Here is a 14,003-nt window from a genome sequence, read left to right on the forward strand (position 1 = left end):
GTTCGAGAACCGCCGGATCCTGCAGGGGCTCAAGGACATCGACGTGATGATCGCCGGGGACCGGCCGTTCGAGGCGCTCAAGGCCCTGCGCGGCCTGTTCGAGATCGAGGACGGCATCCTCAAGCCTGCGCATGGCGAAGGCGAGGGCTGCGATACTGCGGCCGCTTAGGGATATTCAGCGGAATCAAAGGCAGGTGACACCATGACCGATATTGGCGCCATTGCGGGCGTGCAGGGCACGGGCGCCGCGTCCCGGACCGGCGGCCCGCAGACGGTCGACTATGACGCTTTCCTCAAGCTTCTCGTCGCCCAGATGCAGAACCAGGATCCGACGGCGCCGATCAGCGACACCGAGTACATCGCCCAGCTTGCCTCCTTCTCCAATGTCGAGCAGTCCACCCGGCTCAACGACAAGCTGGACTATCTCATCCAGATGTCGTCGATCCAGCAGGCCGGCTCGCTGATCGGCCGCATCGTGACGTCCGCCGACGGGCTGACGTCGGGCACCGTCACCGAGGTGCGCATCCTTTCGGACGGCGCCATCGCCGTGCTCGACAATGGCGCCGAGCTGCCTGTCGGCGCCGGCATGACCGTAAGCTGACCGTGGCGCCGCGTCCGGAACGGGCCGATGGCTGAGGCCGACGTCATCGAGATCGTCCAGCTCGCGATCTGGACGACGCTGGTCGCCTCCGGCCCCTCGGTGTTCGCGGCGATGTTCGTCGGCGTCGCGATCGCCCTGTTCCAGGCGCTGACCCAGGTGCAGGAGATCACGCTGACCTTCATCCCGAAGATCGTGGTGATCCTGGTCACGATCTCCTTTTCGGCCGCCTTCATGGGCTCCCAGATCGGGCGGATGACCGACGTGCTCTACGCCCGCATCGAAACCGGGTTCTGACGGCCCGGCCATTCCCTCGCCGCCGCCAGCCCCGTGCAAGCCCCGCCCGCCAAGGTGGCGCCGTCTAGCTGAAGACAAGCCGCTCTAGTGTGGTGGATTTGAAGTTCGTACGGAGCATGCTGCGTAACGAAGCGAACCTCGGATCAGGGACACCAGGGCCTGGGGAGAGGGCATTGGCGAACGTTCAGATCCCGGCGCAGGCGCCGTCCTCGCACGGCAACGACGTCATCTTCGCGGTCGGCATCATCATGGTGCTGTCGCTTTTGTTCCTGCCCGTCCCGGTCTTCCTGATCGATGTCGGACTGGCGGTTTCGCTCGCTTTTTCGGTCCTCATCCTGATGGTCGCGCTGTGGATTCCGCGGCCGCTCGATTTTTCGTCCTTTCCCACGATCCTTCTGGTTTCCACCATGCTGCGCCTGTCGCTGAACATTGCGACCACGCGCGCCATCCTGTCGGACGGCCATGGCGGGGTGGACGCGGCCGGCCATGTGATCGCCGGCTTTTCCTCCTTCGTCATGAGCGGCGACTTCGTCATCGGCCTGATCGTCTTCCTGATTCTGGTCGTCGTCAACTTCGTCGTCATCACCAAGGGTTCGACCCGCATCGCCGAGGTCGGCGCGCGCTTCACGCTCGACGCCATCCCCGGCAAGCAGATGTCGATCGACGCCGATCTTTCCGCCGGCGTGATCGACGAGGCCGAGGCGCGCCGGCGCCGCAAGGAGCTGGAAGAGGAAAGCTCCTTTTACGGCTCGATGGATGGCGCCTCCAAATTCGTGCGCGGCGATGCGATCGCCGGCCTTCTGATCACCGCCATCAACATCATCGGCGGCATCGTCATCGGCGTCACCCGCCACGGCATGTCGATGGGCGAGGCGGCCGACGTGTTCACCAAGCTTTCGGTCGGCGACGGCCTGGTCAGCCAGATCCCCGCGCTCATCGTTTCGCTCGCCGCCGGGCTTCTTGTCTCCAAGGGCGGCAACCAGGGCTCGGCGGACAAGATCGTGTTCGACCAGCTGGGCAACTATCCGCGGGCCCTGTTCGTCGCCGCCGGCCTGCTCGCGATCCTGGGCCTGATGCCCGGCCTTCCCGCGGTGCCCTTCCTGCTGCTGGCCGCCGGCATGGCCGCCATCGCCTATATCCGGCCGCTGATGCACCTCGCCGAGGAGGAAAAGAAACAGCAGGCGCTGACCGAAGAGGAAGAAGCCAGGCAGCGCGAAAGCCGGGACTCGGTCAAGAATTCGCTGGCCGTCCCCGAAATCCAACTTTCGCTGGGCAAGCAGCTTGCCACCCAGCTTCTGCCCAAGCGCCAGGACATGGGGCATCGCATGAAGCAGATGCGCAAGCGCTTCGCCTCCGAATACGGCTTCGTCGTGCCGGACGTGCAGCTTGTCGACGAGCACGACATCTCGCCCAAGGCCTACCGCATCAAGATCTACGGCACGACCGTGGTCGAGCATGAATTGCGCGTCGGCGAACTGTTGGCCTTCGCCGATCCTGCCCAGATCGTCGGCATTCCGCACACGGTGGTGCGCGAGCCGGCCTTCGGCGGCGAGGCGCTTTCGGTCATGGAGACCTTCCGCGACGATCTGCGGCGCATGAACATCGCAACGGCCGACAATGTCAGCGTGATCCTGACCCATTTGAGCGAAGTCGTGCGCAACAACCTGCCGCAGCTCTTCTCCTACAAGGCGATGAAGACGCTGATCAACGACATGGAGCCCGAATACCGCAAGCTCGCCGACGAGATCTGCACCACGCACGCCACCTATCCGGGGTTGCAGGCGGTGCTCAAGCTTCTGCTCGCCGAGCGCGTGTCGATCCGTAACCTGCCGCTGATCATCGAGGCGGTGGCCGAGATCGCGCCCACCACGCGCAAGTCCGAAACGATCGTCGAACATGTCCGCGCCCGCATGGCGCAGCAATTGTGCGGCGATCTGACGATCGACGGCGCGCTGCACATTGTCCGGCTCGGCAGCCGGTGGGAACTGGCCTTCCGCGAAGCGCTCAAGCGTGACGGAACCACGGGCGACGTCACGCAGTTCGACATCGATCCGCGCCAGCTTGAGGCGTTCGGCGCCGAGGTCGGCAAGGAGATCGCCGCCCAGAAGGCCAAGCACGACCGGATCGCCGTCGTCACGACGCCGGAGGCGCGGCCCTATGTCCGCATGATCGTCGAGCGCATGCACCCGGACGTTTCGGTCATGTCGCACCTTGAGATCGGCAAGGGCATCGAGATCCGCATCGTCGGTACGCTGTCGTGACCTGATGGAAGCTTACCTGACGGCGGGCTTTCTCCTTTTCTGCCGCATCGGCGCGGCTCTGATGGTGATTCCAGGTTTCTCCAGCGCGCGCGTCGCCGTGCGCGTCCGTCTGCTTGCGGCCGTCGCGCTGACGATGGCGCTCTTTCCGCTGATGGCGAGCGATCTGCTCGGCCGGATCGATGCCGCCGATGCGGGCGGGCTGGCCAGCGCGATCGTCGCCGAGCTTCTGATCGGCGGTGCCATCGGCCTGATCGTGCGCGTCTATCTGCTCGCGCTCGAATTCGTCATGGCCGCCGTCGCCATGTCTGTCGGCTATGGCGGTATGCTGGGGCCGAACATCGAGGGCCAGGAGCCGCAGGCGGCGCTGACGACCATCGTCTCGTTCACCGCGCTGATGATCCTGTTCGCCGCCGATTTCCACCATATCGTGCTGCGCGCGGCGCTTTCGTCCTACGATGCCTTTCCCGTCGGCGGTTTTCCCGATCCGGCCGTGCTGCTGGAGAATCTGGTCGACACGCTCGCGGTCACCTTCGCGATCGCCCTGCGTCTGGGCAGCCCCTTCATCGGCTTTGCGATCATCGCCAACATGCTTGTCGGCGCGCTCAACAAGCTGGCCGTGCAGATTCCGATCTATTTCGTGGCCCTGCCGGCCATGCTGCTCGGTGCGCTGGCCATGCTCTATTTCAATTTGCCGTTCATCATGAATGTGTTCGGCGGCAATCTTGAAGGTCTTTACCGGGGGTTTTGAATGAAGCGCAGCGCAAGCGCCATAGGGCGGCTGATCCGGGTCCAGCAGGCCATCGCCGATCTTGCGCGGCTCGACCATCGCGCCGTTTGCGCTGCCGCCGAGGACAAGCAGGCCGAGATCGACGCGCTCGAACGCTGGTCCGAGCGGTCCGACGCCCACGCCCTGCCGCTGCTCGACCTCGCCATCGAGCGGCAGCGCACGCTGGCGGCCGAGAAGGTCTCTCTGGGCCGCGCGCGGGAAGCGGCGCGCCAGCGCCTTGCCGGCGAGGCGGCGCGGTGCCACCCGCTGCGGCGCGCTCATGCCGAGGCGGTGAGGGCCGAGGAGCGGGCCGCGCAGGAAAGACAATTCGGCGAACTCTTCGATCGGCAGTGTGCACGGCCGAATCAAGGTTCCCGCAAGCCTGGCGCGCCATAATCGCGGCCATGGAAATCAACGCCCTTAAAATGCCCGCCGGCGATGCCGCGGCCGTTGCGAAGCCCGCCTCCCGCCCATCCATGCCGACGCCGGTGGCCGGCGAGGCGTTCACCGAGGCGGCGGGGCGGATGGAAGCCGGATTTCCGGCCGGCAACGCCGCCCGCGCGCAACCGGCCGAAAGTCCGGGTTGGAAGCAGCTTGAGACCTTGCTCGTTCAGCAGATGCTTCAGTCGATGCTGTCCTCGGAAGAGGGCGGCCTCTTCGGCAAGGAGCTCGGCAGCGACCATTACGCATCCTTCATGGCCGAGCAGTTCGCGGCCCGCCTGTCCGACGGGCTCGACCTGGGCATCGCATCGCGGCTCGACCGCCATTACGGCTCCGGAGACGATACATGACCCATGCCTACGCGGCCGCCGGCGCCGCCCACGACACCGCTGTCCATGACGCTGCTGTCCATGACACCGTCCTGCGCCTGGTGGCTCGGCTGACCGGCATCGTCGACGGCGAATGCGCCGCCATCCGCGGCAACCCGGCCGCCGACCTTTCGGGTTTCGTGGACGCAAAGAACAGGGCGCTTTACGAACTCGAACTGGCCATCCGGAACGAGAGGTCGGTCCTTGCCGACCCGCATGCGCGTGTCGCGCTCAAACGGTTGCGGGACGCGCTGGCGGCCAGCGAAACGCTTTTGCAGGCCCATATCATGGCCGTCGGCGATGCGATCGGCGTGGTCGAGCAGATTTCCGGTGCCGTGCCGTCCGACGGCACCTACGGCAATCCCGCCTACGGCAAGCCGGCGGCCTATCTGTGATCGGCCAGGGCTTTGCGGTCCTGCTGGCCGTCGGCGCCTCGCTGGGCGGGCTCTATGGCGGCACGATGATGGCCCTCGATGCGGCCGGCGACGGCGAGGCCGGCCATGATGCGCAGGCGGCCGGCGGTATCCTGCGCACCGAACTGACGGCGACCCCCCTGGTCACCGGCACCAGCATCCACGGCTACATCATCGGCCGCTACGTCGTCTCGTACGACACCGCAATCCGGGCCGGGCGCAATCTGCCGCTGGAGACGCTGATCGGTCACGCGGTCAACGGCTTCTTCTACGGCAATGCGTCCGGCACGTTCTGGCTTGACGGGCCGCTGGACATGAACGCGATCGCCGAAGGGTTGAAGGCGTCGATCAATGAAGCGGCCGGCGCGCCGGTCGTCACCGCGCTCGCCGTCCGCCAGCTCGACTATCTGAAGGCGCCGGAAATCCGCCAGCCCGTCATCTCCTTCGACCGGTGATCACCTCTTGACACTGCCCGGCCGGCCGGGCCCGATGCGGAAGAACGCCGTTTCGACGATGGTGTGCCCGGCGACGAGCGCGCCTTTCTGCGCCGCGCACCGCTCTTGGGCGTCTTGCGGGCTCGTGCCCACCGAAAGCGCGCGGATCATCGCATCTGCGACCGCCGACACGGCGAGATGGAACTCCTCGTCCGAATATCCGCCCGGCAGCGTGGCGGACGCCTCGACGACGCAATAGCCGATCCGGCCGCCGCCCTGATAGATCGGCACCGAGACGGCGGACAGCGGCACCGCCTGGCTGAGGCTGACGATGGGCATCGGTGCGCCGCCTTCGCCGAACAGCCGTTCGGAGAAGGCGCCCACATAGGCGCCAGCCATCGCAACCAGCGCGACGCCCAGTGCGGTTCCGATCGTGCTGACAGGGTTCATGGCGCGCTCCGCAGGATCATCTGACCGCATGATCGCCGCGCGGCCTTGCGCGAGGCCGGCCATCTTCAGTCGAGCGGCAGCGCCGCCGTCTCCTTGATCGTGTCGAGCACGATCGCGGTCTTGACGTGCTGCACCGCCTCGTGGGCGAGCAGCGTGCCGTTGATGAAGTCGGACAAGGCGTTCAGGTCCCCGGTGACGACCTTGATCGAATAGTCCATCTCGCCGGTCAGCGCGTGCGCCTCCAGAATGTTCGGCGCGGCGCGGACCAGCCGGGCAAAGCGCTCCGCATTGCCCTCGGTGTGGGTCGCCAGCGTCACCGAGATGATCGACACCAGCGAAAAGCCGGCCCGCTCACGGTCGATCCATGCGTGGTAGCCGGCGATCAGGCCGGCCTCCTCCAGCCGCGTGCGGCGGCGCGAGCACTGCGAGGGCGACAGGCCGACGATCTCCGAAAGCTCGTTGTTGGTGAGCCGTCCGTCGCGTTGCAGCGCCGCGAGAATCGTGCGGTCGAACCTGTCGATGGTGGCTTCGGTCATATCGCTTGCCTTACGGATACACGGATCGTGCGAAAAATCGCCAATAAACGCTCGCTTTGCAAGCATCGTGCGCGGCAGCCGCGCTATCATGGTCAAGAACACGCATTGGGAGAGCGCCATGGGACCGTTTCCGCACGATGCGCCGCGCGCGCAGATCACGGATGCCAATCCGGCCGGCACCGATGGGCTCGAGTTCGTCGAATTCGCCCATCCCGAGCCCGGAAGGCTCGAAGACCTGTTCGCCATGATGGGCTACAGGCCGGTCGCCCGGCACGGCACGAAGGCCGTCACGGTCTGGCGCCAGGGCGACATCAACTACATCGTCAATGCCGAGCCCGGCAGCCACGCGATGCGCTTTGCGGACGGGCACGGCCCGTGCGCCGCGTCCATGGCTTGGCGCGTGGCCGACGCCGAGCACGCGTTCGAGCACGCGGTGCGCCTTGGCGCCGAGCCCTACATGCATGACGACCGGGCGCTCGACGTGCCGGCCATCGTGGGCATCGGCGGTTCGCTCATCTATTTCGTCGACCGGTACGGCGAGGCCGGCTCGGCCTATGACGCACGGTTCCAATGGCTGGGCGAGCGCGACCCCAAGCCCGTGGGCATCGGTTTTTACTATCTCGACCACCTGACCCACAATGTCTATCGCGGCAACATGGACAAGTGGTGGGCCTTCTATCGCGACCTGTTCGGCTTCAGCCAGATCCACTTCTTCGACATAGAGGGCAAGATGACCGGCCTGATCAGCCGCGCGATCACCTCGCCATGCGGGAAGATCCGCATTCCGCTGAACGAATCGACCGACGACAACAGCCAGATCGAAAGCTATCTGAAGAAGTATCGGGGCGAGGGCATCCAGCACATCGCGGTCGGCACCGAGGCGATCTACGACGCCACCGACCGGCTCGCCGACAACGGCCTCAAATTCATGCCCGGCCCGCCGGACGTCTATTACGAGATGTCGCAAGGCCGCGTGAACGGCCATCAGGAGCCGATCGAGCGCATGAGGAAGCACGGCATCCTGATCGACGGGGAAGGGGTGTTCGACGACGCCAACGGCGACCGGATGACCAGGGTCCTGCTCCAGATCTTCTCCAAGACCGTGGTCGGGCCGATCTTCTTCGAGTTCATCCAGCGCAAGGGTGACGAGGGCTTCGGCGAGGGCAATTTCCGCGCCCTGTTCGAATCGATCGAGGCCGAGCAGATCGCAACCGGGGAGCTTTCGGTCGAAGCGGCGCAGTAGCCGACTGTGCCACCCTCATCGTGAGGTGCGACCATCCCCCGCATCGCACGTAAGGGAACGTGTCGGCGCCCGCATCGAATGATCCGCTTTTGCGAATCAAGCTGGGCGCGTTCCGCAAGGCACGGGGCCGGCGGCGCGCACCGGGTACGCAGGACATGATCCCGGTGTCGCGCCGCTTGCCGGCCGGCCCGCCCCCTGGGGCGCGAGCCGACAGCCCGGTGCTGTTTGCGTGTCTGGGATAGGCCGCAACCGGTGACCTGCGTCTTAACCGCGGCACCCCGAAATTACGGGAGGCTGACGTGCCGGGGAGCGCTTTGCGGCATGTCCGTGCCGTGACACAGTGGGGCGTGTTTGCAAGGGGGCGAGGATGACCTTCGGAACCGGCGACGGGCTCAGGCCATGGGCCGAAAGCGCGCGCGATCTCGTCAATGTCGCCATGGGCCGCAAGCCCGCCGATCTGGTGGTCCGGGGCGGCCGCTGGGTGAACGTGCATTCGGGCGAGGTGATCGACGGCACCGATCTGGCCGTCATCGACGGCCGCTTTGCCTGGTGCGGTCCGGACGCCGGCCACTGTGTCGGCGAGGGGACCGAAATCGTCGAGGCGGGCGGGCGCTATCTCGTGCCGGGGCTGTGCGACGGCCACATGCATGTCGAAAGCGGCATGGTCACGGTGAGCGAATTCGCCCGCGCCGTGATCCCGCACGGCACCACCTCCATGTTCATCGACCCGCATGAGATCGCCAACGTGCTGGGCCTGGACGGCGTGCGCATGATGCATGACGAGGCGCTCGAAATGCCCATCAACGTGTTCGTGCAGATGCCGTCCTGCGTGCCGTCGGCGCCGGGGCTCGAACATGCGGGCGCCTCGCTCGGGCCCCAGGAAATCGCACAAGCCATGAGCTGGCCGAACATTGTCGGCCTTGGCGAGGTGATGAACTTTCCCGGCGTCGCCGCCAACGACCAGACCATGGTCGGCGCGATCGCGGCGACCGTGGCCGCCGGCAAGACCGTGGGCGGGCACTATGCCTCGCCCGATCTTGGCATCCCCTTCCACGGCTATGTCGCCGGCGGCCCCCAGGACGATCACGAGGGCACGCGCGCCGAGGACGCCGTCGCCCGCGTCCGGCAGGGCATGAAGGCGATGCTGCGGCTCGGCTCGGCCTGGTACGACGTCGCCGAGCAGATCAAGGCGGTGACCGAGCACGGGCTCGATCCGCGCAACTTCATCCTGTGCACCGATGACTGCCATTCGGGCACGCTGGTGCGCGAGGGGCATATGGACCGCGTGGTCCGCCACGCCGTCGCCCGGGGGCTTGCCCCGGTCACCGCGATCCAGATGGCGACGCTGAACACGGCCCAGCACTTCCGGCTCGAACGCGAACTGGGCTCGATCGCGCCCGGTCGCCGCGCCGATTTTCTGCTTGTCTCCGACCTCGCCGAACTGACGATCGATCAGGTCTGGGCGCGCGGCGTGAAGATGGCCGACACGGGCGCGCTGATCGGCGAGATCGCGCCCTACCGCTATCCGGCCGACGCCCGGAACACCGTCCGGCTCGGCAAGCGATTGACGGCCGCCGATTTCCTGATCGAGGCGCCGGTCAATGAGGGCAGGGTCGATGTGCGCGTGATCGGCGTCATCGAGAACCAGGCGCCGACGCGCGCGCTTGAGGCCACGCTCAAGGTGGAGGGCGGCGTGGCGCGGATGGACCGGGCGAACGATGTCTGCCAGATCGCGCTCGTCGAGCGCCACAGGGGCACCGGCGCGGTGACGAACGGTTTCGTTTCCGGCTTCGGCTACACCGAGGATTGCGCCATGGCCTCGACCGTCGCCCATGACAGCCATCACATGGTCGTCGTCGGCACCGACCGTGACGACATGGCCAAAGCGGCCAATCTGCTCGGCGAGGTGGGCGGCGGCGTGGTCATGGTCTCGAAGGGCGAGGTTCTGGCGCTGGTCGAACTGCCGATCGCGGGGCTCATGAGCGACGCGCGCGCCGAGACCGTCGCGGCCAGGGCCGACGCGCTGGGCGCGGCGATGCGGCAAATGGGCTGCACGCTCAACAACGCCTATATGCAGCATTCGCTGCTGGCATTGATCGTCATTCCCGAACTGCGCATCTCCGATGTCGGGCTGGTGGACGTGCGCACGTTCGAGAAGGTGGATGTGTTCGTTTGAGGGTCACTCGAATGCGCGTTCCCAGTCCTGTCCGCCGTAAAAGAAGCCCAGGAAGGTCACGGTCTCGTCGTCGACCGTGAAGGCGATGCCGACCCGGCGCTCGAACCCGACGATCCGAAGGCCAGGCAACAGATCGTCGCGCAGGGCGCCGCGCTCGGCGGCGAGATCGAAACTGAAACAGAATGCGCGCAAACGCCGGATATATGCGATGGCTATATTCGGCCCTGCCGCCGCCAGAACCCGTTCGTAGATAGCGTTCAGTTCGGCATCGGCTTTAGGGGTGAATTGCACCCGGCGTTCTTTCATTCCTCGGAAAACCGGTCGCGGTGGCGGCGCTCAATGGCATCGAACACCGCCGCGCCATCCAGAAGCTGCGACGGGTCCGCCTTGACGGCCTCGTATGTGGGGACGACCTCGTCCCTGAGCCATTGCTCGATGGCCTCGTCACGCGCGCGCAGCGCCCGCAGTCCGGCGCGCACGACCTCGCTCGCGGACGCGTACTGGCCCGATTGGACAAGGCGGTCGATATAGTCAGACTGGGCCGACGGCAGGCTGACGGTTCTTTTTTCGGTTTGCGGCATGGCGTTCACCGGGTCGGTATGCATAATTCCTACCATGGTCGACGCCACCGCTTCAAGCGGGTTTATGGCCGGCGGCCGGGGCAGCGCATATCGAGGCGATGGACAGGATGTTCTTTAAGCGATGATCATGGACCGGCGGACCGATCTTGACGAGGTGCGCGGCTTTTATGCCGCCCTTGTGGCGCAGAAGGCCGGCTGCTCCGATCCGCGCATCGAGCGCGCCTTCGCGCTCGTGCCGCGCGAGGCGTTCCTGCCGCCTGGCCCTTGGCATGTCATGGCGCGCATGCGGTATCTGCGCACGCCGAGCGCCGATCCCGTCTATGTCTATGCCGACACGGTGATCGCCCTCGATCCGGCCAGGACGGTCAACAATGGCGAGCCGTCCCTCCATGCCGCCTGGATGAACGCCGTCGAACCCAGGCCCGGCGAAACGGTCTGCCATATCGGCGCGGGCACCGGCTACTATTCGGCGATCCTGTCCGTTCTCGTCGCGCCCGGCGGCAGGGTTCGCGCCTATGAGGTCGAGTCCCGCCTGGTCGCCATGGCCGATACCGCGCTGGCGCCCTATGAGGGGATCGATCTGGTCGCGGCCGATGCCACCCGGACGCCGCTGCCGAAGGCCGATATCGTCTATGTCAGCGCCGCGGTGGCCGCGCCGCCGGTTGCCTGGCTCGACGCGCTGGCGCCCGGCGGGCGGATGATCTTTCCCTGGCGGCCGTCGGACGATATCGCCCTGACGATCCGCGTCCGGCGGCGCAAGGGGGGGTGGGCGATCAAGCCGCTGATGCCGTCCTGGTTCATCGCCTGCGTCGGCGCGTGCAGCGGGATCGAGGCCGTCAAGCGGCCCGACGGCCAGGGCGCCGGCTCGGTCCGGTCGATCTGGAAACGGGCCGATCGCGCCCCGGACGGCAGCGCGGTCGCGGTCTATGAGGATGTCTGGTTCTCGTCCGATCCGGCGCCGGAATGATCCGGCCGGTCAGTCCCGCCAGAAGGCCGGCGACAGCAGCACGAGGACCGTGAACAGTTCCAGCCGGCCCAGCAGCATGCCGCAGGCCAGGATCCATTTGGCGCTGTCTTCGAGCGCGCCGAAATTGCCCGCCGGACCGATCACGTCGCCAAGGCCGGGGCCGACGTTGGACAGCGCCGTCAGCGAGCCGGAAAGCGCCGTCGTCAGGTCCGCTCCGGTCATCGCCACCAGCACCGTGCCGATGCCGGCGAGCAGGAAGAACGTGCCGAAATACATCATCGTCACATATTGCTGCTGGTCGGTCACCGAGATCGCGCCCGAGCGCACCGTGCGGATCGCGTGCGGATAGATGAAGGTCTCCAGCGAGCGCTTGATGATGCCGTAAAGGACGATCCAGCGCGTCGCCTTGATGCCGCCCGTGGTCGAGCCCGCGCACCCGCCCAGCACCGTCGCCACCAGGATCAGGGCCACGGTGAACGCGTTCCACTCCATATAGTTGTCGACGGCGTAGCCGGTGGTGGTCACGATCGACACCACGGTGAAGACCGCCTTGGTGAAGCCCTCGCGGAATTCGATGGTTCCCGACAGGTCGAGCTGCATCGACAGAAGAATCGCCAGGAACAGCGTGTAGCCGAGGAACACCAGCACCTGATTGTCGCGGAAGGCGTCGAAGCGCGCCCTCAGGGCGAGCAGGATCAGCGCCGTGAACGGCAGGGCGGCGATGATCATGAAGACGATCGCCACCCAGTGCGTCCATGGGCTGGTGAAGAAGGCGAAGGAGCGGTCGTGGGTGGAGAAGCCGCCCGAGGCCATGGTCGTCATGGCGTGGTTGATCGCGTCGAACCCGCTCATGCCGGACCAGGCGTAAAGGGACGCGCACACAAGGGTCAGGGCCGCATAGATGCCGACGACCGAATAGGCATAGGTCGAAAAGCGCGCGAACGGCCGGTCGTAGCGGTCGGACGATTCGATCTTGAAGAAGCTGGCCCCGCCGATCTTCAGGAAGGGCAGGATGAACAGGCCCAAGACGATCACGCCCAGCCCGCCGATCCATTGCAGCATGGAGCGCCACAAGAGAATGCCCGGCGGCATCGTGTCGAGCCCGCTCAGCACGGTCGAGCCCGAGGCGGTGGCCCCGGACACGGCCTCGAAGAAGGCATCCGCGCGGCTCATTTCGATGGTCGAGAACAAAAAGGGCACGGCGGCGGTGGCCGAAAAGGTCAGCCACAGCATGTTGACGACAAGGAAGGTGAAGCGTGTCGACACCACCGGCGGGCCGGAGCGGGTCGCGACCGCGATCAGCGCCGACAGGCCGCCGATCATCGCGGCCGAGGAGGCGAACACCTTCCAGTCCTCATTGTCGTAGTAGAGGTCGACAAGGCCCGGGATCAGCATCATGGTCGCCAGATAGAAGGCGAAGATCGCGCTCACATGCACCGCGCTGCGCAGCATGTTGGCATTCATTGGGGCTGCGGCTCCCGGGTTCGACCTGTCCCGCCATTGGCAAACGGGGTTGAGCGCGTATACACGGTGCCCCGCGCCGATGCCAAAGACTTTCGGCGGCGCGGCACGGAGATCAGCGCCATGGACATATCCGATCCGGCCCGGTTCGAAAGCGGCGTGCGCGCCGCGCGCAAGGCGATGGACGGGCTCGTTCCGCCGACGCCCTTGCAGGAGAACGTCTTTTTGTCGCAGCGCTGCGGCGCGCGCGTGTTCCTCAAGCGCGAGGACCTGTCGCCCGTGCGCTCCTACAAGATTCGCGGCGCGTTCAACTTCATGCGCAAGCGCATCGGCGCCGGCCGGCAATCGCGCTTCGCCTGCGCGTCCGCCGGCAATCACGCGCAAGGGTTCGCCTATGCGTGCCGCCATTTCGGCGTGACCGGCACCGTCTTCATGCCGGTGACCACTCCGCGCCAGAAGATCGACAAGACCCGTGCCTTCGGAGGCGATGCGGTCGCCATCGAACTGGTTGGCGACATCTTCGATGCCTGCAACCGGGCAGCGCTGGATTTCGCCGCGCGCGAAGGCGCGGTCATGGTTCCGCCCTTCGACGATCCCGACATCATCGAGGGCCAGGCGACCGTGGCGCTGGAGATCGCCGAGCAGTTGCCCTGCGGGGTCGCGATGGACCGTCTGCACGTCGCCGTGGGCGGGGGCGGACTGACCAGCGGCATGACGCTCCTGTTCGAGGCGCTCGGCCTGTCGCCGAAGATGATGCTGGTCGAGCCTGCCGGGGCGCCGAGCCTGAAGCGCGCGCTGGAAGCGGGCGAGCGGGTGCGGCTGCCGCGGATCGACAATTTCGTCGACGGGGCCGCCGTCGCCGAGATCGGCGCGGCTGATCACCTCGCAGTTCTCGTAGATCTCTTCTATATGTCCACAGAAGACTTCGAATTGCGGGATTACCATTTCGCCAGTTAAAGCCTTGTTGATAAGGTCGATGTTGTCCATGATCATCCTGGAAAGAAATGGCAT

The 14,003-nt window shown here is 66.2% G+C and carries 16 protein-coding genes and 1 pseudogene; 12 read left to right on the forward strand and 5 right to left on the reverse strand.

Going from position 1 to position 14,003, the window contains the following annotated elements; all coding sequences use genetic code 11:
• The first annotated feature begins 202 nt into the window (after positions 1 to 202).
• The 8 genes from flgD to AC5E6L_RS08650 all read left to right on the forward strand — a co-directional run bounded on the left by flgD (position 203) and on the right by AC5E6L_RS08650 (position 5,599).
• The gene (flgD, locus tag AC5E6L_RS08615) at positions 203 to 601 is read left to right on the forward strand and encodes a flagellar hook assembly protein FlgD (protein WP_491229379.1); all 399 of its coding nucleotides are present in this window, start codon (positions 203 to 205) and stop codon (positions 599 to 601) included.
• A 27-nt stretch (positions 602 to 628) separates the two neighbouring features.
• Complete coding sequence (locus AC5E6L_RS08620) at positions 629 to 895, forward strand: flagellar biosynthetic protein FliQ (RefSeq protein ID WP_491229380.1); 267 nt, start codon at positions 629 to 631, stop codon at positions 893 to 895.
• Positions 896 to 1,011: 116 nt separating this feature from the next.
• Positions 1,012 to 3,156 (forward strand): flagellar biosynthesis protein FlhA, encoded by a 2,145-nt coding sequence (flhA, locus tag AC5E6L_RS08625; RefSeq protein ID WP_491772642.1) that lies wholly within the window; start codon positions 1,012 to 1,014, stop codon positions 3,154 to 3,156.
• A gap of 4 nt (positions 3,157 to 3,160) precedes the next feature.
• Complete coding sequence (locus tag AC5E6L_RS08630) at positions 3,161 to 3,904, forward strand: flagellar biosynthetic protein FliR (protein WP_491772644.1); 744 nt, start codon at positions 3,161 to 3,163, stop codon at positions 3,902 to 3,904.
• Complete coding sequence (locus AC5E6L_RS08635; protein WP_491229383.1) at positions 3,905 to 4,318, forward strand: hypothetical protein; 414 nt, start codon at positions 3,905 to 3,907, stop codon at positions 4,316 to 4,318.
• Between the two features lie 8 nt (positions 4,319 to 4,326).
• Positions 4,327 to 4,713 (forward strand): hypothetical protein, encoded by a 387-nt coding sequence (locus tag AC5E6L_RS08640; RefSeq protein WP_491772646.1) that lies wholly within the window; start codon positions 4,327 to 4,329, stop codon positions 4,711 to 4,713.
• Positions 4,710 to 5,126, forward strand: coding sequence for a hypothetical protein (locus AC5E6L_RS08645; RefSeq protein WP_491229385.1), 417 nt, complete (start codon positions 4,710 to 4,712; stop codon positions 5,124 to 5,126). Before AC5E6L_RS08640 ends, AC5E6L_RS08645 begins: the two co-directional genes overlap by 4 nt.
• Positions 5,123 to 5,599 carry a hypothetical protein gene (locus AC5E6L_RS08650; RefSeq protein ID WP_491229386.1) on the forward strand — a complete coding sequence of 159 codons (477 nt, stop codon included), beginning with the start codon at positions 5,123 to 5,125 and terminating at the stop codon, positions 5,597 to 5,599. Before AC5E6L_RS08645 ends, AC5E6L_RS08650 begins: the two co-directional genes overlap by 4 nt.
• On the opposite strand, the gene AC5E6L_RS08655 is transcribed toward AC5E6L_RS08650, so the two are convergent.
• Positions 5,600 to 6,028 (reverse strand): hypothetical protein, encoded by a 429-nt coding sequence (locus AC5E6L_RS08655; protein ID WP_491229387.1) that lies wholly within the window; start codon positions 6,026 to 6,028, stop codon positions 5,600 to 5,602.
• 65 nt (positions 6,029 to 6,093) lie between these two features.
• Positions 6,094 to 6,564: an Lrp/AsnC family transcriptional regulator gene (locus AC5E6L_RS08660; RefSeq protein ID WP_491229388.1), complete on the reverse strand. Its 471-nt coding sequence runs from the start codon at positions 6,562 to 6,564 to the stop codon at positions 6,094 to 6,096.
• A 118-nt stretch (positions 6,565 to 6,682) separates the two neighbouring features.
• Here AC5E6L_RS08660 and hppD point away from each other — a divergent pair, with 118 nt between their 5' ends.
• Positions 6,683 to 7,807, forward strand: a complete 1,125-nt coding sequence (gene hppD / locus AC5E6L_RS08665) for a 4-hydroxyphenylpyruvate dioxygenase (RefSeq protein ID WP_491772650.1) — start codon at positions 6,683 to 6,685, stop codon at positions 7,805 to 7,807.
• A gap of 367 nt (positions 7,808 to 8,174) precedes the next feature.
• On the forward strand, positions 8,175 to 9,983 hold the full coding sequence (gene ade, locus AC5E6L_RS08670; RefSeq protein ID WP_491772652.1) for an adenine deaminase: 1,809 nt from the start codon (positions 8,175 to 8,177) through the stop codon (positions 9,981 to 9,983).
• Positions 9,984 to 9,986: 3 nt separating this feature from the next.
• Here the strand turns inward: ade and AC5E6L_RS08675 are convergent, their stop codons facing one another.
• Together AC5E6L_RS08675 and AC5E6L_RS08680 are read right to left on the reverse strand one after the other, a co-directional pair.
• Positions 9,987 to 10,289, reverse strand: a complete 303-nt coding sequence (locus tag AC5E6L_RS08675) for a type II toxin-antitoxin system RelE/ParE family toxin (protein ID WP_491772654.1) — start codon at positions 10,287 to 10,289, stop codon at positions 9,987 to 9,989.
• Positions 10,286 to 10,600 (reverse strand): type II toxin-antitoxin system ParD family antitoxin, encoded by a 315-nt coding sequence (locus tag AC5E6L_RS08680; protein WP_491228581.1) that lies wholly within the window; start codon positions 10,598 to 10,600, stop codon positions 10,286 to 10,288. The genes AC5E6L_RS08675 and AC5E6L_RS08680 overlap by 4 nt, the downstream gene beginning before the upstream one ends.
• Positions 10,601 to 10,685: 85 nt before the next feature.
• On the opposite strand from AC5E6L_RS08680, the gene AC5E6L_RS08685 reads away from it, so the two are divergent.
• Positions 10,686 to 11,531, forward strand: a complete 846-nt coding sequence (locus tag AC5E6L_RS08685) for a protein-L-isoaspartate O-methyltransferase family protein (RefSeq protein ID WP_491228582.1) — start codon at positions 10,686 to 10,688, stop codon at positions 11,529 to 11,531.
• 9 nt (positions 11,532 to 11,540) lie between these two features.
• Here the strand turns inward: AC5E6L_RS08685 and AC5E6L_RS08690 are convergent, their stop codons facing one another.
• Positions 11,541 to 12,983, reverse strand: a complete 1,443-nt coding sequence (locus AC5E6L_RS08690) for a TrkH family potassium uptake protein (protein ID WP_491772657.1) — start codon at positions 12,981 to 12,983, stop codon at positions 11,541 to 11,543.
• A 132-nt stretch (positions 12,984 to 13,115) separates the two neighbouring features.
• On the opposite strand from AC5E6L_RS08690, the pseudogene AC5E6L_RS08695 reads away from it, so the two are divergent.
• Positions 13,116 to 13,862 (forward strand): annotated as a pseudogene (locus AC5E6L_RS08695) (pyridoxal-phosphate dependent enzyme); the annotation flags it as partial.
• Between the last annotated feature and the right edge of the window lie 141 nt (positions 13,863 to 14,003).

It is taken from the genome of Roseitalea sp. (assembly GCF_984466335.1).

What these genes read in the sequence shown, in the direction of transcription:
- flgD (WP_491229379.1), top strand. Translation starts at nt 203, where the DNA reads ATGACCGATATTGGCGCCATTGCGGGCGTGCAGGGCACGGGCGCCGCG.
- AC5E6L_RS08620 (WP_491229380.1), top strand. Translation starts at nt 629, where the DNA reads ATGGCTGAGGCCGACGTCATCGAGATCGTCCAGCTCGCGATCTGGACG.
- flhA (WP_491772642.1), top strand. Translation starts at nt 1,012, where the DNA reads ATGCTGCGTAACGAAGCGAACCTCGGATCAGGGACACCAGGGCCTGGG.
- AC5E6L_RS08630 (WP_491772644.1), top strand. Translation starts at nt 3,161, where the DNA reads ATGGAAGCTTACCTGACGGCGGGCTTTCTCCTTTTCTGCCGCATCGGC.
- AC5E6L_RS08635 (WP_491229383.1), top strand. Translation starts at nt 3,905, where the DNA reads ATGAAGCGCAGCGCAAGCGCCATAGGGCGGCTGATCCGGGTCCAGCAG.
- AC5E6L_RS08640 (WP_491772646.1), top strand. Translation starts at nt 4,327, where the DNA reads ATGGAAATCAACGCCCTTAAAATGCCCGCCGGCGATGCCGCGGCCGTT.
- AC5E6L_RS08645 (WP_491229385.1), top strand. Translation starts at nt 4,710, where the DNA reads ATGACCCATGCCTACGCGGCCGCCGGCGCCGCCCACGACACCGCTGTC.
- AC5E6L_RS08655 (WP_491229387.1), bottom strand. Translation starts at nt 6,028, where the DNA reads ATGAACCCTGTCAGCACGATCGGAACCGCACTGGGCGTCGCGCTGGTT.
- AC5E6L_RS08660 (WP_491229388.1), bottom strand. Translation starts at nt 6,564, where the DNA reads ATGACCGAAGCCACCATCGACAGGTTCGACCGCACGATTCTCGCGGCG.
- hppD (WP_491772650.1), top strand. Translation starts at nt 6,683, where the DNA reads ATGGGACCGTTTCCGCACGATGCGCCGCGCGCGCAGATCACGGATGCC.
- ade (WP_491772652.1), top strand. Translation starts at nt 8,175, where the DNA reads ATGACCTTCGGAACCGGCGACGGGCTCAGGCCATGGGCCGAAAGCGCG.
- AC5E6L_RS08675 (WP_491772654.1), bottom strand. Translation starts at nt 10,289, where the DNA reads ATGAAAGAACGCCGGGTGCAATTCACCCCTAAAGCCGATGCCGAACTG.
- AC5E6L_RS08680 (WP_491228581.1), bottom strand. Translation starts at nt 10,600, where the DNA reads ATGGTAGGAATTATGCATACCGACCCGGTGAACGCCATGCCGCAAACC.
- AC5E6L_RS08685 (WP_491228582.1), top strand. Translation starts at nt 10,686, where the DNA reads ATGATCATGGACCGGCGGACCGATCTTGACGAGGTGCGCGGCTTTTAT.
- AC5E6L_RS08690 (WP_491772657.1), bottom strand. Translation starts at nt 12,983, where the DNA reads ATGCTGCGCAGCGCGGTGCATGTGAGCGCGATCTTCGCCTTCTATCTG.